Genomic DNA, 24,498 nt, shown 5'->3' with positions numbered 1-24,498 from the left:
CCCGCCCGATCTGGACAAAAACTCGTGGGAGTCAGGAGTCCGGAAACACGGCCCCCAGAGCCGAGAGCACACCGAAGGCCTTGACCCTTATCTCCTCATACTCCTCGTCTGGCGCCGAGTCGGAGGTGATGGCACCGCCGACGCCGAGGGTCAGTTCAGCCGTTGCCTTGCCGTCGCTGCCCTCCCCGGCATCAGCCCTGATCACTAGGGTGCGGATGGCCACCGCCAGGTCAGTGGCGCCGTTGAGCGAGAAGTAGCCGATCGCGCCGGAGTAGATCCCTCGAGGCTCCCCTTCCAGCTGGTCCAGGATGGCCATGGTGCTGATCTTGGGCGCCCCCGTCATGGACCCCGCCGGGAAGCAGGCGGCCACGGCCTCGGCCCGCGGCGAGCCTGGCAGCAGCCGGGCATCGATGGTGCTCACCATCTGGTGCACCGTGGCGTAGCTTTCAATCTCGCACAGCCGGCTGACGGTGACCGATCCCGGCTCCGCGAAGTGGCTGAGATCGTTCCGCAGCAGGTCCACGATCATGATGTTCTCGGCACGGTCCTTGAGCGACGTGGCCAGCTCCCGCCGCAGCTCGGCGTCCCGGACCGGATCGGCAGCCCGGCGGCGGGTGCCCTTGATCGGCTCGGCACGCATGCCCCCGTCGGAGGTTATCTTCAGGAACCGCTCAGGCGAGGTGCTTGCAACTGTCAGCGCGCCGAATCGGAGATAGCTGGCAAAAGGTGCCGGGTTCCGTCGCCGCAGCGCCAGGTACGCCTCCCACGGGGACAGTGATTCGGCCGGAACCAGGGCAGAGAGAGTGGTGGTCAGGCACACCTCGTAGGAATTTCCTTCGCCGATTTCGTGCTGCGCCGCGGCGATCTTGTGTTTGTAGGCCAATTCGCTGTCGCGGCTGCTGAACGCGGGCACCGTTGAAGGCTCCGGCACCGTGGAAGGTACGACGGCGTTGCTCCCGCCGTCGGGCGCCGTCCCCGGACCGGATGGAGCTGCTTCTGTTACCGCCAGCCGGGCGCTCGCCAGCCACTCGTCAGCGTCTGGCGACTCGAGCGCGAGGAGCCAGGCCGTTTCCTCGGCATGGTCCAGGACCACGGCCCGGCCGGCGAAGATGAGCGCAGCGTCTGGGGTAGGGGCGGAAACGTCAGTCCCACCGGTTTCGCGCTTGAGCTCATAGCCCAGGCAGCCGAGCCAGCCCAGCGTAAATTCGCCGGAGTAGCCCTCGGGTGCCCGGACGGTGCTGCCGCCCCAGGCGGTGTCGAGCCAGCGGAAGAACGGGCCTGCCACCTTGGTGGTGGCGCAGCCGGCGGTTATCAGGCTCTCGCCGGAACGGTGGGTGAGGGACTGGCCGAACGTCCCGCCGTCGTCGGCCAGGATGCTGAAGCGGCTGCGTTCCGTGGCAGGGGACTTCTCAGCCCCATGAGCGGACGGCGCATTGGAGGAGTCGAGCCAGACGGCATTTGGTGAGCTTCCGTAGAGCTTGTTGAAGAGGGTTGCGGCGTCCGGGCTGGAGTGGAGGCGTTCGGCCCGGAGCCTGTGGGCGCGGCGGGTGAAAAGTTCGGGCACGAGGACCTGCGCCAGGGCGGGGAGGCAGGGGAGGAGCTGCAGGACATCGGCGGGGGCGGACCCGTCCGCTGGATTGAGCACGCGAACGTCCGCCTGCCCGGGTACGTCATCCCCGGCGAGCCAGTCGTCCTCCTGCGTAGCCCACTCGTCCCAGAACGGCTCGTAGGTGCCGCCGTCCCGGTCCAGGGCGCGCGTCCGGCGGACGTCCGCCGGGGAATCGGCCCAAATAACGGCACTGAGCAGCGGGCGCGCTTCGGCGGCGGCAGCTCCCACGCCCTCGATGATGACAATCTCCGCGGGCAGGGTGACCCGGGTGTCGCCGTCGTAGTGTTTTTCCCAGTCCCAACTGATCCACGTGGCCTGTTCTCCGCGGCTCAGGGGCGTGAGCACGGTTGAAACGTAGCGCTCCACACCAGCCCTCAGCCCGTTCCACCCCGGGTAGATGTCCTCAAGGTGGAACAGCGAAACCTTGTGATGGTTCCTGAGGCGAGCGGCCAGTTCGATGGCCAGAGTGGTCTTTCCTGCGCCGGATCGACCGTCGATGGCGATGATCACAGGTGCGGGGGTCATGAAATAGAGCGTACCTGCCCGGCTGCATTCCCGACGGCAGCCCTTGAATTCAACCCTCCATTTCAGCCCTGCCGGGCCTTCATCCTGGGGTTCTTCTTGTTGATGACAAACGTCCTGCCGCGGCGGCGCACCACCTGCGCACCCGGCATCTTTTTCAATGCCCGCAGGGAGTTCCGTACCTTCATGATGTGCTCCTTTGTTTGCTTGTTCAGGTTGCTTGTTCAGGTTGGCTAATGCCGGCTGGCTAGGGTTCTTCGGACTGCAGACCGAACGGGTCGTGCAGGCCGTCAAAGCCGGCCAGCATCTCCGCGTCGGTCAGTTCACAGCTTCTGAGCAGCTGTTCAATCTCCGCCGGGTCAACGTCCTCGCCGGTTGCCGCCAGCAGGGTGCCCCGGCGCTCCGGCTGCCGGTTTAGTTTCCCAGCGGTCACGGAGCTGGAGCCCGACGGCGTCGAGTCGGTCCGGGTGCCCCAGGCGCCGGTGTTTTCAAGCCAGACGCGCGGCCCGATGCCCTGGATGGCGATCCGGCATTCAGGCGCCGAAGCAATCCATAACCGGCCGCGCAGAACGCAGCAGCCTTCGGCGAGGGTTGCCAGGGCGTGCCGGAACCGCTCCGGGTGCAGTGGGCGCTCCACGCTGTGGAAAACGGTGGCGAACGGCGAGGCCGGCACGGTTCCGCAAGGAGCCGGATCATGAACGGTCCCGGGAACGGTTCGGGCAACGGCGTCAGAGTAGTGGTGGAGGCCGGGGCGGACATCGGCCGCACGCGGCGCCACGTGGGCGTGCGGGGCCAGTTCGCGGATCAGGTGAACGCCCCGCTCGTGTCCTTGCTGATCGGCCGGAACGATGTCCGGTGCTGCCAGGAGGACGGTGTCGTTGAAGCACAGCTCGCCGAGGAGGAACTCCCCGGGAGTGCGTTGGTCTTCATGGATGGGTGTGAAGCCGGACTCGAACAGCGTGTGGTGGTCCCAGATGTGGTCTTCCAGGGCGTCCGGAGCGCAAGCCAGGACGGCCGAATCAATGGTGAAGGGACTGGACAGCCCACGGTCAAGGGCGGCAATCGCGGCGGCCGCAGGCACTGCGGAGGGCAGGCCAACAATAATGCGGGTGGCGCCGCCGGAGAGCAGCCCCTCGATGGTGGGAACCAGGTCCAGGCGCACCGTGCAGCTCAGGCAGCCGTGTTCGAGCTGCGTCTCCACCCGTTCCAGAAGCTGGTCGGCGCTAAAGACCCGCCGAATGACCACGCCGTTCTCGAGCAGGTCGTGCAGGACCACTACGCTTTCGGGCTCGCCGGCGGCCAGGTCCTGGCACGCCTGCTGCCGGCACAGGGAATCGATCGAACTGACAACAGTGAGATGCATGCGGCCAGTCTAAATGAGAATGGTTCGCAATTACAAACTGTTGTTGGCCGTAGTGGCGGCTGACGCCGTCGGAGGTTCTAGTGCTGCTGCCGCTGAAGCTGCCTGGATTCCCTAAGGGCCGCCCGGACGTGCCGGATGATTCCCGGCACGGCGGCGTTGATTTGGTGCCAGACGGCGTCAAAGTCGGACTGTCCGCCGTACCAGGGGTCCTCGATACCCTGGTCCAGCAGGTCCCTGGCGGCGATGGCAGGGTCAAAGCTGCGGAGCATGCGCACCTTGTCCATGGATTCCTGGTCCGGCGCCGATTCGCGCAGCCAGGCGTAATGGTCCACGTCCAAGGCCAGGATCAGATCGCGCTCCCGGAACCAGTCAGCCCGCCATTCCCTGGCGATGTGCCGGTCTGACGCGAGGCGGGTGGCGGTAAGCCGCCGTGCCGCCCTGGGATCGATGGGGCGTCCGGCCTCGTAACCCGTGGTTCCGGCCGAGTCCACCTCCACTACGCCGTCCAGCCCATCCGCAGCAAGGGCCGCGGCCAACATCAGTTCGGCCATGGGGGACCGGCAGATGTTTCCGGTGCACACGGCAATGATCCGGTATGGGCTCGACGGTGAGTTCATGGAGCTAAGCATGCGGGATGCCGGACCATCTTGGCTAGCCGGAATTACTCACGGCTTTACTGTTGCGTAAAGAGACTTTCAGATTTCGTCATACGCTGTCGCTTTAGCGGCGCAGCGGGCGAAACCTCAGTGAATCAGGGCGAGCAGGATTCCCACTGCAACGAAGAGGACCCCAAAAATCCGGTTGAGGATCAGTTGTCCCCGAACATCGTGTGTGAACCGCTGGAAGGATTTGGCGGCGAGGGCAAAAAAGAACCACATGACAAGGATGTCGATCACCACAACAGTTGCCGTGAGGACGGCGTACTGCCCCAGCAGTGGCCGTCCCGGACGGATGAACTGGGGCATGAATGCCAGGAAGAAAACCACGGCCTTCGGATTGAGCAGATTCACCCAGAGGCCGCGCCGGAACATGGACCAGGCCGGCTCGTTCCGGAGGGCCACAGCCTGCCCCTGGTCCAGGCCCGGCTTGGCCAGGAACTGCCGGATGCCGAGATAAACCAGGTAGGCGGCACCCAAATAGCGGATGGCGTTAAAGGCAATCGGGGAGCTGGCGACGAGGACTCCCACCCCCAGGGCCACGATGACCACATGGAGCACCAGTGCCGCCTGCTGGCCCAGGATCCCCCAGATGGAGCGCCGGAAGCCCGCCGTCAGGGAATTGCTCATGGTGTTAATGGCGCCTGCACCGGGAGTAAAGCTGATCAGGGCACCGGTACCGGCGAGAGCCAGCCAGAGTGAGAGTTGCACCATCCGATCTTAGTGCGCGTGAAAGGAGGCGCAGGTTCACGGCAGAACGGCTCGCCAGGTGGGCTGTCAGGCCCTCGCGATGATTTCCCCGTTGGGGATCAGGAACCAGCCGTCGTCTGTGGAGCCCCAGCGGTGCCAACCTGCTGAAATCCGGGCCAGGTCCGCGGGGTTGGCGAAGCCGTACTCCAACGCCTGCTCCGCGAAGGCCGAATGCAGCACCCGTTCGCTCCACACGCGGGCCTGCCAGCGCCGCTGCTGGCCGGTGGCGTAGAGCCAGTTGCTGCTGGTGGGTGCAACGTCCGTGAATCCTGCGGACTGCGCCCAGGAGACCAGGCGGCGTCCGGCATCCGGCTCGGCTCCGTTGCGCCGGGCGATCCGCTGATACAGGTCCATCCACTCATCCAGTTCGGGGATGGCGGGATACCAGCTCATGCCATGGAAATCGGCGTCGCGGACAGCAACAATGCCGCCCGGCTTGGCGACGCGCCGCATTTCCCTCAGCGCCTCCACCGGATCGGTGAGGTGCTGGAGAACCTGGTGTGCGTGGACCAGATCGAAGGTTTCATCCTCAAAATCGAGGTCATAGATGTTGCCCGCCACGAACTCCACATTGTCGACGCCCCGCTCGGCGGCGAGGGCCGTCGCCTGGGCGATGATGTCAGGGGACCGGTCCAGGCCCGTCACCTTGCCGGGTGACACCAGGACGGCGAAATCGCAGGTGATGCTGCCCGGTCCGCAGCCGACATCGAGCACGCCCACGCCAGGGGTCAGGTGCGGAATAACAAACGCGGCGGAATTCTCGGCCGTACGGGCGGCGTGGGCGCGGATCACTGACTCGTGGTGGCCGTGGGTGTAGACGTCGTCTTCAGGCTCTTGCGCACTCATGGATAAAAACTACACCCGGGCCGCGCCGGAATCGGGGCGCCGGCACAGGCGCTTTCCTGCCGCTGCTCTGCCAGAATTGAGCAATGTTGCGGCGCCCCTTTTTCATCGCCGCTGTGGTGGTTTTTGCCATCGCAGTGCTGGCCGAGATCGGTTTGGCGCTGCTGCTGGGGAACACTGCAGTGGACCCCGTCGCGCCGTCCACAGCCAACGGGATGGGAGTCCCGCCGGAGGTGCTGCTCCAGACGGAGAAGGCCGACGCCGAACCACCCGGAAGCGGGATCGGTTACCTCGCGTTCCTGGACGGGTTACTCCTGTTCACTGTGGTGATGCTGGGCCTGAGCCTCATCATGAACCTTCGGGTTTACGGCAGGGTCCAAGGGATCGTGACGCTGGTTGTCACCTTCCTCTGGGTGGTGGGCGCGTTCTTCGCAGCAATGATTGCGCTGGCCAAGCTCTTCCTGATGTTCGGCCTGCTGGTGGCCACGCCATTCGGCACCATCGCCTACCTCGCCTTGTGGGGCAGTTTTCCGGTGGACGAGGCGGCGGTGATCCTGGGGCTGATACTGATGCTCAAGATCGTGTTTGTGGTGCTGCTGGTCCTGAGCCAGCCGGCCTTCCTGAAGATCGTGGGACTGGTGCTGCTTATTGTGGTCTCGGTGGTCCTGCAGCTGGTCCTTGGCCTGATCCACGGATTCCTGCCCGGCCCGCTAGTGTCGATCGGCGACCAGTTCTGGGCGCTCATTACCGTCGTCGTTGCCCTGGTCTGGGCACTGGTGATGCTGATCGCGTCCATCCCGGCAATCGTCAACGCCGTGCGGGTCAGCGGGTCGCTGGCGGACTGAGCGCTACCCGCCCAGGATCGGCCCGGGCTCAACCATCTTCACGCATTGCTCCGGGTTCAATACGCACTTGTTGATCGGCGGGAAGATGAATCCAGTGGTCCGGATTTCGGAGATCACCGCCACCCGGCTGCCCGTTTCCACCGGCTCGCCTGCCTTGGGTTCAACCCCGGCCACTGCGCAGTAGTCATAGAAAATGACGTTCGGCGGCCGTACCGGGGATGAGGTGCAGGTGGAATCGCTGGTAAACACCAGCTCCAGTTTCGCCATGGTCAGCGCTTCCCGGGCCGTTTCGATGGAATTGCCAAGAATGTCCGGCATGGTCACCTTCACCGGTACCGCCACTTCCAGCGTGACGTTGGAGCCGCGCGGCGCGGAGGTCTCGCCGTCGGGCTCCTGGGACAGCACCTGCCCCTTGGGAGCGGCATCCTCCTTCTCCGTGGTACCCACGCTGAACCCGGCATCCGTCAGGAGCTGGGTGGCCTCGGCAACCTGCTTCCCCTCCACGGGCGGCACGGTGACGTCCTTCAGCAGGAACCAGACCACGCCGCCGATCAGGGCCAGGAGTACGACGGCTCCAATCACTACCCACAGCCACGGAAACTTCTTCTTGCGTTCCTCCTCGGCCGCCGGGACCACGAGCGTGACCACGTGCGCCTGGTCCGCGTAGTCCTCGGGGGCCTCGTCCGCTGAATACGCAATGAGCTTCACCTGGTGGTTGCCGGCCGAGGCTCCTGTGGTGTCAAAATTCACGACGTACTGCTCCGTGGCGCCGGCCGGAATGACACGGAGTGGCTTGTCGATGCTGGCGTAGGTGGCCCCGGGCGGGCTGGCGGCTTGTGCCGAAAAAGCCCCCAGCACCACGGGTTCCTTCTCCGCCCCGGCATTGGTCACGGATGCGGCCAGGGAGCCTTTTCCGTCCTTCAGTTCCACACCCGGGGAACTGAGCGTCATGGTGATGGTGCCCATGTCATCCTCCTGCTTCCATTAGCTGCAACGTGCAGCCGCCCACGGACAGGCAGGTGACGCCCAGCCGCCCGCCCGAAGTTCCAAATGTCAGCGGAATGTCCTTTCCCGCCTCAATGTCCTGTTCTATCCGGCTGCCCTGGACCAACAGTTCTATGGCCACATCCTGCTGCGGTACCAGCGTGCCGCGTTTGGTGGGCGGGCCAAGACCGAACGCCGCGCCGAAGTCTTTGACCACAAACACGCAGGACCCGCTCACGATGAGCCGGGATTCAGACACCGTGCAGTTGTCACCGCCGGCTTTCAGGTCCCCAGCGGTGAGGTCCGCCCCGCCGGCCGCTTCGCCAAACGATTCCTGCCACTCCTTCGCGGCAGCGCCGTCGCCGTCATCGCCACTGCCGCAGCTCACGCCCAGCACCAGCACCAGGACCGCGATCACGGCACACACCCCGACTACCAGCAGCGGCTTCCTGCTCTCACTTCCGCTCACGGCCCGCCACCACCCTCCGCGGCAGGTGCACTCCCGGCGGCAGGCCCAACATCTGGCAGCACCATAATCTCCGCGGTGACGTGAGCCGGTTTGGTGCCGTCCACGATCCTCCGTACCAGCTCCAGCTGCCTCTCCGCCGCAGACGGCACTCCTATCAGCATGTGGAACGCGCCCGGAACCGAGCCCACCGTGAAGCCGCGGACTCCCGTGGCCAGATGCAGGAAACGGACCAGCCCGTCCACGGTTCCGCGGCGTGCGGAGAGCTGCGAAGCCGCGGCAATCAGGTCCCGCTGCCGGGCCAGGGGAACCTCGGCGCCCGCCGATCCGGCGGCCTTCGCGTCCGGCAGTATCAGCCAGTCCAGGTCCACCCACCGCGACAAAAACGGAACCAGCGACGACGGCACCTGGCCCGGGTGCGGAATCGTCGCCACCGTGTCGAGGATGGTCCGGACGGGCCGGTGCAGGTCCTCCGCGACGGCCAGCAGCGCACGCAGGGGAGGGCTTGCCCCGTGGACACTGCTGGCCGCCGCGGCCACCCGGAAGACCTCGGGCAGCACACGCGCCACTGCGGAATCTTCCGCCCTGAAATCCGGTTCAACCATGGCTGCGCACCACCTCGATCCGGTGCTGGCCGGAGCAGAACAGCCACGTCTCCGGGAGGGTCACCACGTCCTCCACTACGCGCCGGCTGCAGCTCTGCCAGGACGAAGTGAGGTCAAGGCTCCGGAAGATCCCCTTGGGTCCGGCCGCGAGGATGACTGTTGCGCCGCCGTCGGGAGATCCGGTATCCGTAAGGACCGCGCCGGAGACGGAGCGCACCGGTTCGAAGCGCGTCCGGTCGCGCAGCGGCAGCCCGCAGTTCACGTCCGGAACGCTCCACTGCGCGGAGGCGTCACCGAGCTGAAGCCGCAGCACCCCGCCGCTCTGGGTGGCGGCGTAGGTGGCGTTTCCTGTGACGTGGACTCCCCAGCAGCTCCCGCCGGTCCACCCTGCCCGGTACTCTTCCCACGAGCCTGCCAGCGACTCCAACTGGGTGCGGGCCAGTTCGTCGATCTTGAGGCGCAGGCATCCTGTCCCGCTTCCCTCCGGGGTGGAGCGGCCCAGCCAGAGGTGGGTTGAGGCGCCGTCGTACTGGATGGCCATGCACCGGATGTCCTCGCCTGCGGCCTTGATCTGCGTAAAGGTGCCCGCTGCGCCGGCGTCGGGGGATAGCCAGATGCCCGCCGACGCCTGCGCCGCCACCACCACGGCGGTGCGGCCGCGGACGTCAACAAACGCCTCCACCGCATAGAAGCCGCGGTCCGGCTGGGCGGCATCCACCAGGTTCTGCACGGGAACGGCGCCGGATTCCATGGGCAGCTCGTACAGCCCGTGCTCGCCGGCCAGGAGCAACACGGGAGATCCCTGCCGGTCCACCCAGCAGAGATCCACGACGCCGAATCCCAGTTCCGCTGCCCGCCGCCAGGACTCGCCCAGGTCCTCGCTGATGTAGATCCGGGATCCGTCCGCTGTGGCGGTGGCGACGGCCACCATGCCCGGATGCTTCTCGGGACCCAGCCGGCCGGGTGCGGGGGAGCGGAAGGGGGCGATGGTGCGGATAGTCTCAGATGGTTCCCCAGAAGCGTCCCCTGGAGCCCCCGGCCCGCCAAACTCCGCGCACGCCTCCCAGCCGTCCGCCGCGTTGGTGGTCCGGAACAGGATGCCCTGCTGCGCCACAAACCAGGTGCGCGACTGGCCGTCCGCCTGCACCAGACCCACGGCATCGCTGTCCGGAACCTTGTCCACCTCCAGCCGGACGCGGTCCACGTACTGCACACCGGGCTCGGATTCCTCCATGGCCCGGTAGAGGTTTGACACCCGCAGCGGCCGGCCAAACCCGGATCCATAGCCGGAGCCTCCCTTGGCGAGGGGGCTGATGGTGGCAGACAAGCGGCCGATGATCCGGGCCTTGACCGCCTCAGCGTCCTCGTCGCTGCGCACTACCACCCGGGCATCCACCCGCACTTCCTTGTACAGGCCCCACCGCACCACCGGCTCCGCGCCCACCGTGGACCGGCGTCGAAGATAGTTCTCCACCTCGGTGCGGACCTGGTCCCGGGCATGCGCACGCAGGTCCTCCGCCTGCACCGGTTCCGGATTCCGGTCAGTGCCCGGCCCGGATCCCGGCCCAGCTCCTGGCCCTGCACCGTGTCCCGGTACAAACGGCACCAGCACCACTTCCACCTCGCCCGGCCGCGCGAAACCCCACAAATCCTTGCGTGTGAAGGCCCGGGCCCGGGCCACGCCGGCGTGCCTGGCAGCCAGCACCTCATAATCGCGCACCGTGACAGCGCGGTCCCTGGCTTGGAAGTCCTGCGGGGCCCGCCGCAGCGCGTTTTCCACGGACTCGCCGTTCCGGCCGCCGGTGGCCGGTTCAGGGTTCGTTACCCGCACTCCCGCCACCGGCGTGCGCAGGACAGTCAGCTGACCTGCGCCCACATTGCCCCGCTCACCACCGCCGGCCCGGTACCAGGCCCGGACCTCTGCACCGGGAGCCGGAACGATCAGCCCGGGACTTCCGGCATCCGCCTCGTCCCACCAGGGGAACATGGCCACACCCGCGCTGCGGTCGATCTTTACCGCCGCCTCGCCGGGTTCCGCGTCGGCGAAGGCCTCCACTTCCCGGCAGTAGCGGAACCGCTTCCCTTCCACCAGGACAGCCGCGCCGCTGGCCAGCCGGGTGCCCTCCGGAACCTCCATCGCGATGGCCAGTCCCGCTCCGGACACGATCGGCGCGTTGGGAATCTCAAAGTTTTGCCCTGGACGCCCGGTACCGACGCCGATCCGTACGGCGTCGTACAGCGTCACGTCGGCTGCGGGGACCAGTACGTTCGCCGCACCTGCGGGGATCACTGCCGCCGCCGTCGTCGTAAATACCGGCTGCGGCGCCCCGGGTACTCCGGCGGGGCAGCCCACCTGGGTGCCGCGCGGGATCTGGATCTCCTCCGTGCCCGGGGTGGCGCGGCTGAACTCCAGCAGGGTTTCAGCGGTGCTGGGCGGGTGGAGGCTGGTGCCGATGAGGTTCAGGAACACGGCATAGAGCTTTTCCGGCACCCTGTTGACACGGTAGAGGAGGGTTTCGGTGACGAACGCGAAGGCCTCCACGATGACGATGCCGGGATCGTGCACCGAGAGGTCCGTCCACTCTGGATCCACCTGCCGGATGCGCTCGCGGGCTGCCGCCACCAGGTCCGCGAAGTTCCGGTCGTCAAGATTGGGCACGGGGATACTCATGGGGCGCCTCCGGAAGCAACGGGCACGGCAATGGCGATTTCGTCCTCAAGCTGGGTGGTGCGCACCCGGTAACGCAGCCGGACTTCCAGGAGCTCCGGGGTCTCCGGTGACCGTCCGGCGTCCAGGGACAGGACATTGATCCGCGGCTCCCACTGCTCCACCGCGCGGGCGACGTAATGGATGGCAAGGCCGGCGGTGGTGTCGTCCGCCGGGGCGAAAACCAGCCGGAAAAGGTGGCAGCCGTAGGTTGGCCGGTTGATCCTCTCGCCGGGCCTGGTGCTCAGCAGCAGCAACAGCGCCTGCCGGACCGACGCCGCATCCGTGACAACGCCCAGCCGTCCCGCTGGCGTGAGGCGCAGCCCCGGAACTCCGGCGCCGGCGTCGAAATCCGGGTGGATAAAGGCGATGGAACGGTACCGGGGGGCGCTCATGATCCCGCCTCCACAAAGACCTGGCCGGGCCGGCGCACCGTGTATTTCACGGCTCCGGGCGGTGTGCCGTCCGTGAAGCCTTCCACGGTATCCAGGCATACCGACTGGCCGCCGATCCGCACAAACCCGGAGTAGCCGGTCCGCACCATCAGGGTTTTGGTGCATGGCTTGATGTTGATATTCACGTTGGGGCACATGGCAATGTCCCGGCCCTGCGGATCGTGATCCACCAGGACCGGCAGCCCGGCTACCCGTACCCATTCCTGTGAGGGCACGTTGGCCACGATTCCGTCGTGGCCGCAGCGCAGGATGGCCTCGGTGACCAGCAGTTTCATCAGGCCTCCTCAAAGTCCACGGTTTTTGCCCGAATGGTCATGGCTCTTCCGGGTGCCTCCAGCAGCAGGTCCGTGGCCGCCGTGATTCGGAGCCTGTTAGGGCCCAGTTCCACGGCGGAGCCATGGCCGTTGCTGAGCCGGATAGTATGGGCATGGCCGTCCAGCTGCACCTCCTGGCCGTCCCGGGTCCTGAACGTAAAGCGGCCGTCCCGCGGACCGCTCACCTGCGCGTCCGGTGGCTGCCCGGCCCCGAACAGCCCGCCCAACACAATCGCCTGGCCGGGATCGGACGCCGGCAGCAGCACCAGCACGGTGTCGTCCGGACCAGGCGGTGCTACCAGCCCCTTGTCCGCGCCGGCCGCCGCGTACATCACCGGTACCCACGGCGTTTCCAGCTCCGGATACGCGGGCAGCCGCACGCGGACGCGTCCGCGGCCCTCCGGATCGTCGACGTCGGACACTATCCCCAAGGTGAAGACGTCCGGTTTGCGCTCCGGCGGAGGAGGCGGCGGGAGGGTGGAGACGGTGGTTTCGTATCCTGTGCCGTCCAGCCGATGGGTCACGGAGGTCACCGCATAGGTTCCTTCCAGCCGCTGGGCAATCCCCCGCACGCGGACCCGCCCGCCCGCCCGGAGCCGGGGATCGCCGTCGGCCACAAAAACCGCGGTGACCTGGCCCGCCACCCGGACGTCCAGTTCCGCCTGCGCCAGGTGGTCCGCGAGCGCTGCCGAGGCCAGCGGCTCATTGTCCCGCAGCAGCTTGCCGCCTGCGCCCACCGAGGCCAGTGCCGGATCGGCGGTAACGCCGGCCTTGGCGTCACTGCTGCCGGCGGTGGCACCTTGCGGGGACGCGTCATCGGCCCGCCAGCCGGAGGTGCGGGCACCCGCGAACGCCGGCTCCTGGCTGATTTCCACCTCCGCGGAATGAAGGCTGGTACCAAGCTCCAGGTCCAGGGGATCGCCCTCGCCGGACAGGCCAGGCAGCCGGAGCGTGCCGTCGTCCACCACCGGATACACCCCCACGCGGGCGCTTTGCTCCACCAGCAGGCTCAGGTCCGAGCGGGCGCACTGATAGACGTCCCCCAGGGGCGTCCCTCCACCCGTGACCAGCAGCCCCGTCCCTTCGCAGAGCGTCCCGGCCAACGCCGCCAGGTCGGTGTCCGGATGGAAACGGGTGAACTGGCGCTTCCGCAGCCGGTGCAGGGCATCATAGGCACGCACCCGGATTTCCTGGGACAGATCCGCGCCGTAGCTGTACTCCACCACTGTCACTTCGCCCGCAAAGAGCGGCGCCCGGAACCCGCCCACCTCCACCCGCAGGGCGTCGCCCGGTGCGGGATCAACGCTCCCGGCCGGGGACCGCCCGCCGCCGAGCGACCGCCCCGGACCGGGGCCGGGCCGCCAGCTGATGAGGCACTGTGCCGGCCGGGCCAAGGTGCTCAGGACCTGCACGGAGATGATGGCGGCCGTTTCAGATGCGCTGAGCCTGCGCCGCCCGAGGGTGACGATCAGTTCCGGCAGGCCCTGGAGTTGCCTCACGGCGTTTCCCCCAGCGGCGGAACGGCGAGGGGACCGGCGAAGCGGGCTGGATCATCGATGTTGTTGTACTCCAGGAGCAGCTTCCACAACAGGGGCGTTCCGAAGGCCGCCAGGGAAAGCCTTCCCAGTTCACCCGGCGGGACCTCCGGAACTGAAGTTTCGCCGTCGGGCTCCACCACTGATGCGGCGCCGGGGGTGCCGCCGTCCCCGTACACCGGGAGGGTATCCACCGGCGGAGCTGTGAGGTCAACGGCCGGCAGCCGTTGGGCGAGCTCGTAATTTTCGCCGCCTTCCTCGTCCGCGCTTTGGCCCACGCGGACGAAAACCATCCGCATCCATGAGCGTAGCGGCGAGCCATCGGGCGAGAAACGGTCAAAGCGCTCGGCCACTTCCGTGACGATGCCCGGGACGTTCCAGGCGCGCCCCCACACAAAGCGGACCGACGGCGGCCGCCGCTGGCGTTCAACTTCGGCAGAGTTTTCGGCGAGTGCCCAGATGGGCCGGGTCATCTGCCGCACGTCCTGCAGATGAAGGTTGACGGGGGCCAGGTCCACGTCGAACAGCAGGTCCAGGCGCAGTTCGGTATGCCCGCCGCCGGTGAACAGGAGGGGGTCGTCAGCCAGTCCCGAACCGGTGAGTTTGCCACCCGCGGACCTCCGCGGTTCCACACCCGCTGTCCGGGTCATCACCACCGTTTCGGGGTTGAGCAGGCAGCCAAGGTGTTCGCCGGTGTCCTCGATGAGGAATGCCACACGTTCCACGCTAAACCGCCTGCTGCTCGTCGCGGAGCCGGAGATTCCGGGTCAGGGCCTGCTCGATCTTCGGCGCCGCTTCCGTGGCAGGCGCGGCATGGATTACTGGGAGCTCGGGCCACTCGCCTGCCAGCGCGGATGGCAGGTTCCTGGCCGCCGGCCCAAGGGCGGGGTACTGCACGCCGGCGCCGTCGAGAGGCCGCTCCGGATGTGCCCGGTTCTGGGCAGGTTGCTTGGGAGCAGTTTGACCCTCTGGAACGACGACGGCGGCCGGACCCGTCTGTACCGTTCCCTCACCGGAGGGGGCTGCCGCTGAAGAGAATCGTTCCGGGGACCATGCCAGTCTCCAGAGCCCCGAACGCACACTCCGTTCCGAGAGCCTTTGTGGTCCCGACGTCCCAAATTCTCCCGAAAGCCCTTCTTGTCTCGACAGCCCCGGGGGCACCGTCAGTCCTGCCGCCCCCGGTAACTCCGGGGCGGACGGCTCCGGCGGCGACGCATTTGGCAACGGCTGCCGTGCCGGCTGATTGGTGTTCGATGCAAGTGTGGGAGCAGCCCGCCGTGCTGAATGTCTGTGGGATCCGGACGTGAGGGCGGGTTCGCCTGACCCGGGAGGTGTGGGGCCGGGGAGCGAACCTGGTCTCGTCATCCCCTGCCCCTCCTTCGGTACTGCTTCAGCCCCCAGGCGGCTGATGTGGGCAGTTCCTGTATCGGAAGCGCTGCCGGCGCGAGCGGCCTGCGGGTCGGCAGCGTGCGGGCTGGCGGCCTGTCCGTTGGCTGCATGCTCCCTTAAAACCGGCTGGCTTGTGGCAGTCCGACGGCCAATGAGCAGCCGCGGAATACGTCTGCCGCCATTGGCCCGGGGGTGGTGTCCGCCGGCGCCTGCACCCTCCGCGCGCGCTGCTTGCCCATAAGCCGCAGCGTTGCCGGCATCAGCCGCGTCGGCGCGCAGCGATCCGGCCTCTCCAGAACCGGCCTGGGCAGAACTCGCCAGAGGCACAGAAGCCGGACCTGCCGAGTCGTCGTCCGCAGGCGTCGTCGGCCCTGCTTTACCCACTCCATGCCCGCCAGCCACCAGGCCGGCATCACGCAGGAGCTTCACCCAGTGTTCGGGAGCTTCACCCAGATCGAAGCGGCGGCTGCCCGCGGCCGCCGCATCCGGTGCGAGATGGCCGCCGTCGTAAGGTGGGTGGTCCGTGGCGGATACCTCAGGGGAGGGGGAGAGGCTGTCTGCCGCCTGCCTCAGCCAGCCGGCGGCGGCACTACGCCACCGGGGCCCGGGCATCATCCAACTCCAGGCGGTCATAGGCGATGCTGAGCGATTCAATGGCGAGGTTCTTGCCCAGGGCATCCAGCGGGGCGCCGAACCAGTCGCACGGCCAGGCACCGATAAGGTTCCAGCGCCGCACCTCGGCTGTGCCGGCGTCGTTAAGCATGGCGATGGAGACGTTGCGGCGCTCCACCTGCCCCTCCACTGCCCGGAACAGCCACTGCAGCATCTCGGTCGAGTCGGTCAGGCCGTACTTCAGCGTCACGGGGGTGTACTCCACCTGGCCGGGAATGACGCGGACTGCGCTGTTCTCGCCCCCGGCCCGGAACAGGATCCGCCCGATGGACATGCCCAGGCCCTCCACCTTGGTGAAATGCCCCTGGACGACGCCCTGGATGACCACTTTGAAGTTGAAGTCGCGGTAGGGGGTAACCTGGACGCCCGGCTGGGCTGACGGCGGTTGAGTGGTCATATCAGGCTCCTGCGTTTTCTATGGACGTCGTGTCCGCTGACTGCATGAGTTTGAAAATCACGAACTCGGCGGGTTTCACCGGTGCGATGCCTATCTCCGTGACTACCTGGCCTGCATCGCGCACGCTGGCAGGGTTGGTTTCCTCGTCGCACTTCACATAGAACGCCTGCTGCGGAGTGGTCCCCAGCAACGCCCCGTCCCGCCAGACATTGGTGAGGAACGCCCCCACATCGCGGCGGATGGACTTCCACAGAGTATGGTCGTTCGGTTCAAATACCACCCAGCGCGTCCCCTCGGCCACTGATTCCTTGATCATGTTGGTCAGCCTGCGGACGTTGATGTACCGGTACTCGCTGGCTTCAGCCGCCCTGGTGCGTGCTCCCCAGATACGGATCCCCTCGCCCGGAAAGTACCGTATGCAGTTCACCCCGGCCGGGTTGAGGGTCTCCTGCTCACCGCGGCTGACGCGCCTTGCCAGATCCAGCGCACCCTGGATGGGCTCGTTGGCGGGCGCTTTATGCACGCCCCGGGTGGCATCCACCCTCGCCCACACGCCGGCAATATGGCCCGACGGCGGCTGCGTCACCTTCTTCCCGGACACCGGGTCAACCATCACAATCCAAGGAAAATACAGCGCCGTGTATCCGCCTGGTGATTGTGGGGCGCCCAGCGCGTCTTCCTCACTGCCGCGCCTGCCTGATGTGGGAGCCGCCGCGGGAGGGGGAGGCCCGGCGGCAGGCTCGGCTGCGTCGCTATCTGTTGCGCCGCTATCTGTTGTGCCGCCTTCTGTTTCGTCACCTTCTGTTTCGTCTGTCTCATCACGGTCTGTTTTGTCTCCGTCGGAGTGACTGTCTGCGTCAGGCACTCCGGAGGTGGCCGCCCGGGTGAGGACACCGACGTCGTCCACTGTCTCCACGGTGTCCAGGATGGCCATCCGGTCCTGCCGGAGCGGATGCTCCACATGGGCCTGCAGTGCGGCGTAAGCTTCGGCGTCCGTATATCCGGGAGCGGCCACCATGGAAATGTCATCGATTGCTTCGAGAAGGGTCAGTCCGGTGGGCTTGGCGGCGGTGCCCATCAGGCTGCCACCTTTCCCCACATTCACCACATAGCAGCGGCTGCCTCCGTTGGAGAAGAAGCCGAACACTGCGTTGGACAGCGGCGAACCCTCGGTGGCCTTGCCCACGAACTGGTCCACGAACTGGGTCCAGTTATCGAGGACCCGGGCCTCATGGAGGTGGGCGGAGGTGTCCGGGGCGATGCCCACGAACGCCGCGATGCTGGTGCTGACCTGTCCTATGGGACGGCTGCCGCTGGGTATCTCCTGTACGTAAACTCCTGGCGCCTGGTAGTTCGGCATCGTGCGCTCCCTTTCATTCCCACCGGATAGTCACTGGCAAGGTGCTGGTGGCAGCGGTGACTTGCCGTTCTGTGCCGCGCACGAGCACGGCGAAATGCTGGAGTTCGTCCGCCGAGGCCAGGACCTCGAATCCGCCCGAGTCATCGCTGACCACGGCGTTGGCGGACGAATGAACGCGAATCCGCGCATGGGGGATCCCGTTGTTGTGGCTGTCCAGGAGCCGGCCGCTGATGGTGCGGCCGATCACCGTCTTAGTGATCATCGGCTGCAGGACCGGCGGGCCAGACTGTTCATCAACCCGGAGGCTGACGGGGATCCGCACCAGGAAGCCGAGGCCCGTCGGGACGGCTTCGGCCGGCGCTGTGGTGTATTGGCTGTGGCGTTCGACGGCGAGGAGCAGCTTCTCGAGGTTGTCCAGCTGGCGTGGGCCCCGGCATTCCACGGTGACGGTGAGCTCCAGATCCAGGACAGGCCCGTCCCGCCGGGAGCGGCCCACCCTGGTGAGGGCTGTGGGCTTGAGGGAAACGGGGGACCCTGGAGGCTCCTCTGGTTCGTCGCGGGAGCCGTCGTCGAGCATGATTTCGTCCGGTGTGATGGCGTCATTGAGCAACTTGACGAGCTCAGTGAGCGACGCTCGCACCACGCCCATGAAAATGCCCCCAGTCCAAGGATTCCACGCTGAACGGATGCCTTAGGGTACTCCTCGGCGCCGGGCGGCGTCACATGACTCGCGGGGGCGATTCCATTCGATTTAGGGGGATTTGGGGCCGTCGTCGGAGGCTGTTCCCGAAGCCTCCTGGCGGGCGGCGATGGTGGCTTCCACCATGGCGGTCATAAAGCGCGTGACCGTTTCCAATTCCTCGGCAGAAAAGGCCGCCATCGCGGTGCCCATGTGCCGGGACAGCGGCATAAACATGGCACTGCCGTCCTGGAAGGCCTTGGGGGTCATCCGGAGCTGGACCTGCCGGCGGTCCGAGCCCAGCCGTTCGCGGACCACGTGGCCGGAACGGTCCAGCCGGTCGATCAGCGCTGTGGTGGCAGGGGAACTGAGGTTCAGTTCCCTGCGCAGGACACCGGGGGTGACCACCAGACCTTTGGCGGTGTGGCGCATAATCACGGCCAATGCGTTGAGGTCAGTGCGGTGCATGTCGTTCCGGCCGCCGGCCGTGTCCACGTAGCGGTTTGCCTCGAGGGTGAAGTCCTGGAGCAGCCGGACCAAGGCTTGGGGTCCGGCATTTGGGGGGCGCTGGAACACTTCCTCTGCCATGTCCCCACTCCTCCGCGTCGCCGTACTGCCCTGACGGATATTACTGCAGCCTGCTGTGCCTCCGGCATTTTCCCTCAAAGAGTTTGCCTTGGAGGGTTATCTCTATGGTGGAGATACTTTATGATGGAACCAATTCTACTCTCCGCAACCCTCGAGGGAACATGCCATCACATCCTGTACGTCAAGCCCCGGTGCCATTCCTTCTGCGCTGGCTTATTCCGGTCCTCCTGGTGCTGACCTGGCTCGCCGTGGCGGGTGTAGGGGGGCCAACGTTCGGCCGGCTGGATGAGGTGTCCTCCAACGACCAGGCCTCGTTCCTTCCGGCCGGCGCCGAAGCCACCGAGGCCCGGGACTGGCAGGAGAAGTTCCGGGACTCCAATGAGATCCCTGCCGTCATCGTCATAGAAAACGACGCTGCGTTTTCGCCAGCCCAGCTTGGACAGGCCGCGGCGCTTAAGGCGGACCTTGAGGCACTGCAGCTGGGCAGCGCCGTGATCGGCCCCATCCCTTCAGCGGATGGTAAGGCGGTGCAATTCATCGCCCCCATCTCCTCCTCGGATGAGGTCAAGGAGGGTGTTCAGGAACTGCGGGATACCCTGGCGGACGCCGCGCCGGAGGGCATGCAGGCCTACGTCACCGGCCCGGCCGGCCTGACAGCCGATCTTGTCAGCGCGTTTGCGGGCATCGACGGAATCCTGCTGCTGGTGGCCCTGGGTGCGGTTTTTGTGATCCTGCTGGTGGTGTACCGGTCCCTCCTGCTTCCCCTCGTGGTGCTGCTGACGTCGGTGTTCGCTCTCTGCGCCGCCATCCTGCTCGTGTTCGGCATGGCCAAGCTCGGGTGGATCCAGCTCAATGGCCAAAGCCAGGGCATCCTGTCCATCCTGGTGATTGGCGCGGCCACCGACTATGCGCTGCTTTACGTTGCCCGGTTCCGCGAAGCCCTCACCCACACCACCGACAGGACGGCGGCTGTGCTGACGGCGTGGAAAGCGTCGGTTGAGCCGATCGTTGCTTCCGGCGCGACGGTGATCATCGCCCTGCTGTGCCTGCTGTTCTCGGACCTGAACTCGAACAAAGCCCTGGGCCCAGTGGCCGCGGCGGGCATCCTGTGCTCGCTGTTTGCGGCGCTGACACTGCTGCCCGCGATGATGGCGCTCCTGGGCAGGGCATCCTTCTGGCCCTTCGTGCCGAAGCTTGTCCCCGCCGATGAACGTGAACCGGAACTCGTCACCGGGCTGGAGGGGCAAAAGGGCATCTGGCGGGCCACCGGATCGCTTGTCTCGCGCAGGCCGCGCACTGTATGGATCGGATCGGTGCTCCTGCTCCTGGCGGCCTCGGCCGGCCTCCTGCAGCTGAAGGCCAACGGCGTGCCCCAGACGGACGTCATCCTCACCGCATCCAATGCCGTGGACGGGCAGGATGCGCTGGCGCGGCACTTCGACGCCGGGAGCGGCAGCCCCGCCGTCGTGGTTGCCGACGAAGGCAAGGCAGCGCAGGTGCTGGAGACGGTCAAGGCGGGCGACGGCGTCGGGGCAGCTTATCTCCTGGCCGCGGGAAGCGTGCCCATCACCGGAGCCCCCGGCTCTCCCGCTGTCCCCGACGTCCGGGAGGGGAAGGTGCTGATCAACGCAACGCTCGACTACGCGCCGGACTCCGGGGACGCCGAGAATGCCGTGAAGGTGCTGCGCGAGCAGGTAAAAACCGTTGACTCGGATGCGCTGGTGGGAGGCGTGACTGCGACGGCCCTGGATACCAACACCACGGCCCAGCGCGATCTGGTGATCATCATTCCGGTGGTGCTGGCGGTCATCCTTGTCATCCTGATGCTGCTGCTGAGGTCGGTGGTTGCCCCGGTCCTGCTGGTGCTTTCGGTGGTCCTTTCCTACGGCGCGGCCATGGGTGTCTCGGCGCTGGTCTTCAACAACCTGTTCGGATTCCCGGGTGCCGACGCCACCGTGCCGCTGTTCGGGTTTGTGTTTTTGGTGGCCCTGGGTGTGGACTACAACATCTTCCTCATGAGCCGGGTGCGGGAGGAGTCGCTCAAGCACGGGACCCGGCCCGGTATCCTGCGCGGCCTGGGGGTCACCGGCGGGGTGATCACGTCCGCGGGAGTGGTGCTGGCCGCCACGTTCGCGGCGCTTGGCGTTATTCCCATCATGTTCCTGGTGCAGCTGGCGTTCATTGTGGCGTTCGGCGTGCTGCTGGACACCGTGCTGGTGCGCTCGCTGCTGGTCCCGGCGCTGGCTTACCACATCGGGCCCCGCATCTGGTGGCCCGGAAAGCTGGGGAAACCCGAGCTGGACGCCGCCGAGCCGGGGGAGCCGGCGCCACGCCACGCCCTCATCTGAGTCCATGCCACTCAACCGGCTACCCCTGGGTGCGCCACCAGGCGACAGTGGCCGCGGCGGCCTGAGGAAGGGGAGTGGGCTTCAATCCCAGGGCTGATTCACTCACCGCCGATTCCATCACAAACGGCTTCTCGAACTGGTACATCATTTCGGCCAACTCCCGGGCATCCCTGGAAAACGCCCCGGCTGCCCGGATCACCCAGCCGGGAAGTGCGCCCACCGGCGGCGTCCCCAGCCCGGCGGCGTCACCGAAGGCAGCGGCCAGTTCGCGCTGGGTCAGGGCCGGGCCCGTGGGGGCATGCCATACCTTGTTCCAGACGGAGGGGGTTTTGGCGGCGCGGATCATCGCCGCCGCGAGGTCAGGAACGAACGTGAAGGAGTGTGGCTGCGCCGCGCTCCCCAGCACCTTCAGCTTCTTGCCGGCCAGGATAGGCGGGACCATCCGCTCGCCCGCGTGGGCCATCCGGACCCGGGGACCAAAAAAGTCTCCCGCCACCACGCTGACCGTATTTGTGGCCGACTCTTCCCGTGCCCGGAGCAGTGCCGTCCTGATTCCGCGTTTGCCGCCTTGGGCCTCCCGCGGTCCCGCTTCGGTCAGGGTTTTGTCCGGCCGGCTGTACGAATAGAGGCTTTCAGGAAAGACAACGACGGCGCCGGCCTCGCCAGCCGCTGCCAGAACCGTTCGTTCGGCCTGCGGGAGCTCCGCTTGCCAGGCAGAGGCACGGTAGGCGGAGCTGTGGATGCAGTGGAAGACGGCGCTGGCGCCGGAAAGGGCAGGAGCCAGCTGTTCCCGCTCCCGGGCGTCGGCGGCAATCCGCTCGATGAGCGGATGGTCAGGGCCGCTGCCGGTGCGGGTGAGAATCCGCACCTGCTGTCCCTGCCCGGCGAGCTGTTCGGCGATGGTCCAGCCAACAGGTCCGGCTCCGGTTACAACGTGCAGTTCGGACATGGTGTTCTCCTTGGTTCGATTTGGGAGAGCACTGCTCTCTGCTCTCTGAACTCAGCTTGGAGCTAAGGTCGGTAAAAGTCAAGAGCACTGCTCTCGAAAGTTGACACTGCTCTCTTTTGTGGGAAAGTGGACCCATGAATCCACAAACACCGCGGGAGCGGGCGAGGGAACAGACCATTGCCGACATCGTCCGGCTGGGCAGGGAGCACCTCGCGGCCCATGGGGCCGCAGCACTGTCGCTCCGCGCCGTCGCTCGTGACCTGGGTGTTGTCTCCTCTGCCGTCTATCGCTATGTGGCCAACCGCGACGAACTGCTGACCCTCCTGCTGATTGACGCGTATAACGAGCTGGGGAACCAAGTGGATGCCGCTGTGGGCGCGCTGCCCGAGGATGATCACACCGGACGTTTTGCTGCGCTCGGCCGCGCCGTGAGGAAATGGGCCCTGCTCGAACCCGCCCGCTATGCCCTGCTCTTCGGAAGCCCCGTGCCCGGCTATCGTGCGCCGGCCGAGCGGACCACCGAGCCCGGAACCCGTGTGATCCTTGCCCTCATGGCGATTTTCGAAGCCGCATACCGCGCCGGGGTGATGACCGGGGGCTCGGGGCCGGGGGAGGCCCGGACTAAACCCAGGATTTCGCCCGCGCTCGCCGCCGACCTCGAAGCCATCCGAATCGGGCAGGGTCTGACCCTTCCGGACGGACTGCTGGCGCGTGGGGCACTGGTCTGGACATCGCTTTTTGGCGCCGTCAGCTTTGAGGTTTTTGGGCAGTACGGGGAGGACACTTTCCAGGCCGCAGACGAGCTTTACGAGCACCACCTGCAGGCCCTGCAGGGCGTGGCCGGTCTGGCCTAACCCGCTTTAGGCTGAAGATTCCTCGCCGGCGTTCCGGAAGGTCCAGTATTGTGATCGCTAACAAATATTCCTTGCTCCCCGATATACAACGATGTAAAGTCTGGAGCAGTCCTGGCCGAGCAATCGGTTTCTGAGATTTCCGAATCCGTCGGCTGGGTTTTTTGTCTCGCTACGTCCAAAGGAGTGACGGTGAAGCAACAGGATTCAGGCGGCATGCACATGAACCGCCGGCAAGTACTGCTGGGCGGTGGGGCGTTGCTGGGGGGACTGGCCCTGGGAGCGGGGGTGACCGGCTGTGGAGGACCCGCGCAGGCTGCAGCTGGTGATATCCGCTTCTGGCATCTGCTCTCCGGCGGCGACGGCATCAAGATGCAGGCCATGATCGACGCGGCCAACGGCCAGAACCCGGCGTTCAAGGTCAAACCCACGGTGCTCGCCTGGGGTGCGCCGTACTACACAAAACTTGCCATGGCCTCTGCCGGTGGACGGCCGCCCGAGGTGGCCGTGATGCATGCGGCCAGGGTCCCCGGATACGCCCCTGGCGGGCTCCTGGATGCCTGGGACCTGGACCTGCTGGCGGAGTTCGGCGTCCGGCCGGAGGATTTCAGCTCCAGAATCTGGGAGAAGAGCCAGTTCGGTGGCCAGGTGTTTTCGCTGGCACTGGACTCCCACCCCTTTGTGATGCTCTACAACACCGAGCTGGCTGATAAGGCGGGAGTGCTGGGGCAGGACGGGCGGCTGCTGGAAATCAATTCGCCTGACAGGTTCCTTGAGGTCAGCCGGGAACTGCAGCGTGTCACCGGTAAACATGGGCTCTCTTATGGCTACCTTGGCGACGGCGCCCAGATGTGGCGCCTCTTCTACACCCTCTACAGGCAGCACGGCGCAGACCTGGTGCTTGACCCGGGCCAGCCGGCCCGGGTGGAGCGCGATGTGGCCATCGACTGCCTGGAGTTCATCACCTCCCTGCTGGACAACAACATCGCCACCAAAAGCGGCGACGGCGGGACGGCCATCGCGGAGTTCGCCGGCCAGGGTTCGGGCCTGCTTTTTACCGGCGTCTGGGAGCTGCCCACCATGAAGACGGCGGGCGTCCCGCTGGGTGCGGCCACCATTCCCACCCTCTACGGGACACCGGCCGCGTTCGCTGATTCGCATTCGTTTGTCCTGCCGCACCAGGCGCAGGCTGACGAGGCTAAACGCCGCGGCGTGTACCAGTTTGTGGCGTCCATGCTCAAGGGCTCACTCAGCTGGGCCGAGGCCGGACACATCCCGGCCTTCCAGCCCGTGGTCCGCTCCGCGGAATATGCGGCCCTCGATCCGCAGGCCGACTACGCCCATGCCGCGGAGATCATCAACTACGATCCGGAAGCCTGGTTTACCGGATCGGGTTCCGACTTCCAGAGCTACTTTGCCGAGAACGTCCAGAACGTCTTCCTGGGCAGGGACAAGGCCACGGCCGGCTGGGATGCCTTCATCTCCCGAATTAATACCGTCCTGGCCATGCCGAACCCCGTCTGACTGCCCGTTCGACCTGCCGAACCCTCTGCGACAAAGGAGTCCCTTTGAGTACCGTACGCACGCCGGCCTCAGCCGGAGAAAACCGGG

The 24,498-nt window shown here is 66.5% G+C and carries 24 protein-coding genes; 4 read left to right on the top strand and 20 right to left on the bottom strand.

Going from position 1 to position 24,498, the window contains the following annotated elements; genetic code table 11:
* Positions 1 to 31 precede the first annotated feature (31 nt).
* The 6 genes from F8G81_RS21860 to F8G81_RS21835 form a co-directional block, all read right to left on the bottom strand.
* The gene (locus tag F8G81_RS21860) at positions 32 to 2,134 is read right to left on the bottom strand and encodes a chorismate-binding protein (protein WP_267276723.1); all 2,103 of its coding nucleotides are present in this window, start codon (positions 2,132 to 2,134) and stop codon (positions 32 to 34) included.
* Positions 2,135 to 2,196: 62 nt separating this feature from the next.
* Complete coding sequence (ykgO, locus tag F8G81_RS21855) at positions 2,197 to 2,319, bottom strand: type B 50S ribosomal protein L36 (protein ID WP_056624948.1); 123 nt, start codon at positions 2,317 to 2,319, stop codon at positions 2,197 to 2,199.
* Between the two features lie 59 nt (positions 2,320 to 2,378).
* The gene (locus F8G81_RS21850) at positions 2,379 to 3,494 is read right to left on the bottom strand and encodes a GTP-binding protein (protein WP_267276722.1); all 1,116 of its coding nucleotides are present in this window, start codon (positions 3,492 to 3,494) and stop codon (positions 2,379 to 2,381) included.
* A gap of 77 nt (positions 3,495 to 3,571) precedes the next feature.
* On the bottom strand, positions 3,572 to 4,111 hold the full coding sequence (locus F8G81_RS21845) for a low molecular weight phosphotyrosine protein phosphatase (RefSeq protein WP_267276721.1): 540 nt from the start codon (positions 4,109 to 4,111) through the stop codon (positions 3,572 to 3,574).
* Positions 4,112 to 4,237: 126 nt separating this feature from the next.
* Positions 4,238 to 4,861 carry a LysE family transporter gene (locus F8G81_RS21840; protein WP_267279324.1) on the bottom strand — a complete coding sequence of 208 codons (624 nt, stop codon included), beginning with the start codon at positions 4,859 to 4,861 and terminating at the stop codon, positions 4,238 to 4,240.
* 66 nt (positions 4,862 to 4,927) lie between these two features.
* Positions 4,928 to 5,746 (bottom strand): methyltransferase domain-containing protein, encoded by an 819-nt coding sequence (locus F8G81_RS21835; RefSeq protein ID WP_267276720.1) that lies wholly within the window; start codon positions 5,744 to 5,746, stop codon positions 4,928 to 4,930.
* A gap of 83 nt (positions 5,747 to 5,829) precedes the next feature.
* Here F8G81_RS21835 and F8G81_RS21830 point away from each other — a divergent pair, with 83 nt between their 5' ends.
* Positions 5,830 to 6,588: a hypothetical protein gene (locus F8G81_RS21830; RefSeq protein WP_267276719.1), complete on the top strand. Its 759-nt coding sequence runs from the start codon at positions 5,830 to 5,832 to the stop codon at positions 6,586 to 6,588.
* A gap of 3 nt (positions 6,589 to 6,591) precedes the next feature.
* Here the strand turns inward: F8G81_RS21830 and F8G81_RS21825 are convergent, their stop codons facing one another.
* The 13 genes from F8G81_RS21825 to F8G81_RS21765 form a co-directional block, all read right to left on the bottom strand.
* Complete coding sequence (locus F8G81_RS21825) at positions 6,592 to 7,554, bottom strand: PASTA domain-containing protein (RefSeq protein WP_267276718.1); 963 nt, start codon at positions 7,552 to 7,554, stop codon at positions 6,592 to 6,594.
* A 1-nt stretch (position 7,555) separates the two neighbouring features.
* Entirely contained in the window at positions 7,556 to 8,041 is a 486-nt protein-coding gene (locus F8G81_RS21820; RefSeq protein WP_267276717.1) for a hypothetical protein, read from the bottom strand.
* Complete coding sequence (locus F8G81_RS21815) at positions 8,038 to 8,643, bottom strand: phage tail protein (RefSeq protein ID WP_267276716.1); 606 nt, start codon at positions 8,641 to 8,643, stop codon at positions 8,038 to 8,040. The genes F8G81_RS21820 and F8G81_RS21815 overlap by 4 nt, the downstream gene beginning before the upstream one ends.
* Positions 8,636 to 11,314, bottom strand: a complete 2,679-nt coding sequence (locus F8G81_RS21810) for a baseplate J/gp47 family protein (RefSeq protein WP_267276715.1) — start codon at positions 11,312 to 11,314, stop codon at positions 8,636 to 8,638. The genes F8G81_RS21815 and F8G81_RS21810 overlap by 8 nt, the downstream gene beginning before the upstream one ends.
* Entirely contained in the window at positions 11,311 to 11,745 is a 435-nt protein-coding gene (locus F8G81_RS21805; protein ID WP_267276714.1) for a GPW/gp25 family protein, read from the bottom strand. The genes F8G81_RS21810 and F8G81_RS21805 overlap by 4 nt, the downstream gene beginning before the upstream one ends.
* On the bottom strand, positions 11,742 to 12,080 hold the full coding sequence (locus F8G81_RS21800; protein ID WP_267276713.1) for a hypothetical protein: 339 nt from the start codon (positions 12,078 to 12,080) through the stop codon (positions 11,742 to 11,744). The genes F8G81_RS21805 and F8G81_RS21800 overlap by 4 nt, the downstream gene beginning before the upstream one ends.
* Entirely contained in the window at positions 12,080 to 13,618 is a 1,539-nt protein-coding gene (locus F8G81_RS21795) for a phage baseplate assembly protein V (protein ID WP_267276712.1), read from the bottom strand. The genes F8G81_RS21800 and F8G81_RS21795 overlap by 1 nt, the downstream gene beginning before the upstream one ends.
* Positions 13,615 to 14,379 (bottom strand): hypothetical protein, encoded by a 765-nt coding sequence (locus F8G81_RS21790; protein WP_267276711.1) that lies wholly within the window; start codon positions 14,377 to 14,379, stop codon positions 13,615 to 13,617. The genes F8G81_RS21795 and F8G81_RS21790 overlap by 4 nt, the downstream gene beginning before the upstream one ends.
* Before the next feature lies 1 nt (position 14,380).
* Positions 14,381 to 15,676 carry a hypothetical protein gene (locus F8G81_RS21785; protein ID WP_267276710.1) on the bottom strand — a complete coding sequence of 432 codons (1,296 nt, stop codon included), beginning with the start codon at positions 15,674 to 15,676 and terminating at the stop codon, positions 14,381 to 14,383.
* Positions 15,633 to 16,112 carry a phage tail protein gene (locus F8G81_RS21780; RefSeq protein WP_267276709.1) on the bottom strand — a complete coding sequence of 160 codons (480 nt, stop codon included), beginning with the start codon at positions 16,110 to 16,112 and terminating at the stop codon, positions 15,633 to 15,635. Before F8G81_RS21780 ends, F8G81_RS21785 begins: the two co-directional genes overlap by 44 nt.
* A gap of 1 nt (position 16,113) precedes the next feature.
* The gene (locus tag F8G81_RS21775; protein WP_267276708.1) at positions 16,114 to 17,472 is read right to left on the bottom strand and encodes a phage tail sheath family protein; all 1,359 of its coding nucleotides are present in this window, start codon (positions 17,470 to 17,472) and stop codon (positions 16,114 to 16,116) included.
* Positions 17,473 to 17,485: 13 nt separating this feature from the next.
* Positions 17,486 to 18,121, bottom strand: a complete 636-nt coding sequence (locus F8G81_RS21770) for a hypothetical protein (RefSeq protein ID WP_267276707.1) — start codon at positions 18,119 to 18,121, stop codon at positions 17,486 to 17,488.
* Positions 18,122 to 18,223: 102 nt separating this feature from the next.
* Positions 18,224 to 18,739 carry a MarR family winged helix-turn-helix transcriptional regulator gene (locus F8G81_RS21765; protein WP_267276706.1) on the bottom strand — a complete coding sequence of 172 codons (516 nt, stop codon included), beginning with the start codon at positions 18,737 to 18,739 and terminating at the stop codon, positions 18,224 to 18,226.
* A 161-nt stretch (positions 18,740 to 18,900) separates the two neighbouring features.
* Here F8G81_RS21765 and F8G81_RS21760 point away from each other — a divergent pair, with 161 nt between their 5' ends.
* Positions 18,901 to 21,087: an MMPL family transporter gene (locus F8G81_RS21760; protein WP_416377076.1), complete on the top strand. Its 2,187-nt coding sequence runs from the start codon at positions 18,901 to 18,903 to the stop codon at positions 21,085 to 21,087.
* A 19-nt stretch (positions 21,088 to 21,106) separates the two neighbouring features.
* Here the strand turns inward: F8G81_RS21760 and F8G81_RS21755 are convergent, their stop codons facing one another.
* Positions 21,107 to 22,036, bottom strand: a complete 930-nt coding sequence (locus tag F8G81_RS21755; protein WP_267276704.1) for an NAD-dependent epimerase/dehydratase family protein — start codon at positions 22,034 to 22,036, stop codon at positions 21,107 to 21,109.
* A 134-nt stretch (positions 22,037 to 22,170) separates the two neighbouring features.
* Here F8G81_RS21755 and F8G81_RS21750 point away from each other — a divergent pair, with 134 nt between their 5' ends.
* Together F8G81_RS21750 and F8G81_RS21745 are read left to right on the top strand one after the other, a co-directional pair.
* Positions 22,171 to 22,890, top strand: coding sequence for a TetR/AcrR family transcriptional regulator (locus tag F8G81_RS21750; protein ID WP_267276703.1), 720 nt, complete (start codon positions 22,171 to 22,173; stop codon positions 22,888 to 22,890).
* Between the two features lie 189 nt (positions 22,891 to 23,079).
* Complete coding sequence (locus F8G81_RS21745; RefSeq protein ID WP_267276702.1) at positions 23,080 to 24,411, top strand: extracellular solute-binding protein; 1,332 nt, start codon at positions 23,080 to 23,082, stop codon at positions 24,409 to 24,411.
* Positions 24,412 to 24,498: the final 87 nt, after the last annotated feature.

Source organism: Arthrobacter sp. CDRTa11 (genome assembly GCF_026427775.1).
In the GTDB taxonomy this organism is placed as follows: domain Bacteria; phylum Actinomycetota; class Actinomycetes; order Actinomycetales; family Micrococcaceae; genus Arthrobacter.
The sequence above is the reverse complement of the archived record's forward strand: the minus strand, read 5'-3'. Positions and strand labels throughout refer to the sequence as shown.

Bases quoted from the DNA above. Each gene is read 5' to 3' on its own strand.
- F8G81_RS21860 (WP_267276723.1), bottom strand. From the start codon at position 2,134: ATGACCCCCGCACCTGTGATCATCGCCATCGACGGTCGATCCGGCGCA.
- ykgO (WP_056624948.1), bottom strand. From the start codon at position 2,319: ATGAAGGTACGGAACTCCCTGCGGGCATTGAAAAAGATGCCGGGTGCG.
- F8G81_RS21850 (WP_267276722.1), bottom strand. From the start codon at position 3,494: ATGCATCTCACTGTTGTCAGTTCGATCGATTCCCTGTGCCGGCAGCAG.
- F8G81_RS21845 (WP_267276721.1), bottom strand. From the start codon at position 4,111: ATGAACTCACCGTCGAGCCCATACCGGATCATTGCCGTGTGCACCGGA.
- F8G81_RS21835 (WP_267276720.1), bottom strand. From the start codon at position 5,746: ATGAGTGCGCAAGAGCCTGAAGACGACGTCTACACCCACGGCCACCAC.
- F8G81_RS21830 (WP_267276719.1), top strand. From the start codon at position 5,830: ATGTTGCGGCGCCCCTTTTTCATCGCCGCTGTGGTGGTTTTTGCCATC.
- F8G81_RS21825 (WP_267276718.1), bottom strand. From the start codon at position 7,554: ATGGGCACCATCACCATGACGCTCAGTTCCCCGGGTGTGGAACTGAAG.
- F8G81_RS21815 (WP_267276716.1), bottom strand. From the start codon at position 8,643: ATGGTTGAACCGGATTTCAGGGCGGAAGATTCCGCAGTGGCGCGTGTG.
- F8G81_RS21810 (WP_267276715.1), bottom strand. From the start codon at position 11,314: ATGAGTATCCCCGTGCCCAATCTTGACGACCGGAACTTCGCGGACCTG.
- F8G81_RS21805 (WP_267276714.1), bottom strand. From the start codon at position 11,745: ATGAGCGCCCCCCGGTACCGTTCCATCGCCTTTATCCACCCGGATTTC.
- F8G81_RS21800 (WP_267276713.1), bottom strand. From the start codon at position 12,080: ATGAAACTGCTGGTCACCGAGGCCATCCTGCGCTGCGGCCACGACGGA.
- F8G81_RS21785 (WP_267276710.1), bottom strand. From the start codon at position 15,676: ATGACCGCCTGGAGTTGGATGATGCCCGGGCCCCGGTGGCGTAGTGCC.
- F8G81_RS21780 (WP_267276709.1), bottom strand. From the start codon at position 16,112: ATGACCACTCAACCGCCGTCAGCCCAGCCGGGCGTCCAGGTTACCCCC.
- F8G81_RS21775 (WP_267276708.1), bottom strand. From the start codon at position 17,472: ATGCCGAACTACCAGGCGCCAGGAGTTTACGTACAGGAGATACCCAGC.
- F8G81_RS21770 (WP_267276707.1), bottom strand. From the start codon at position 18,121: ATGGGCGTGGTGCGAGCGTCGCTCACTGAGCTCGTCAAGTTGCTCAAT.
- F8G81_RS21765 (WP_267276706.1), bottom strand. From the start codon at position 18,739: ATGGCAGAGGAAGTGTTCCAGCGCCCCCCAAATGCCGGACCCCAAGCC.
- F8G81_RS21760 (WP_416377076.1), top strand. From the start codon at position 18,901: ATGCCATCACATCCTGTACGTCAAGCCCCGGTGCCATTCCTTCTGCGC.
- F8G81_RS21755 (WP_267276704.1), bottom strand. From the start codon at position 22,036: ATGTCCGAACTGCACGTTGTAACCGGAGCCGGACCTGTTGGCTGGACC.
- F8G81_RS21750 (WP_267276703.1), top strand. From the start codon at position 22,171: ATGAATCCACAAACACCGCGGGAGCGGGCGAGGGAACAGACCATTGCC.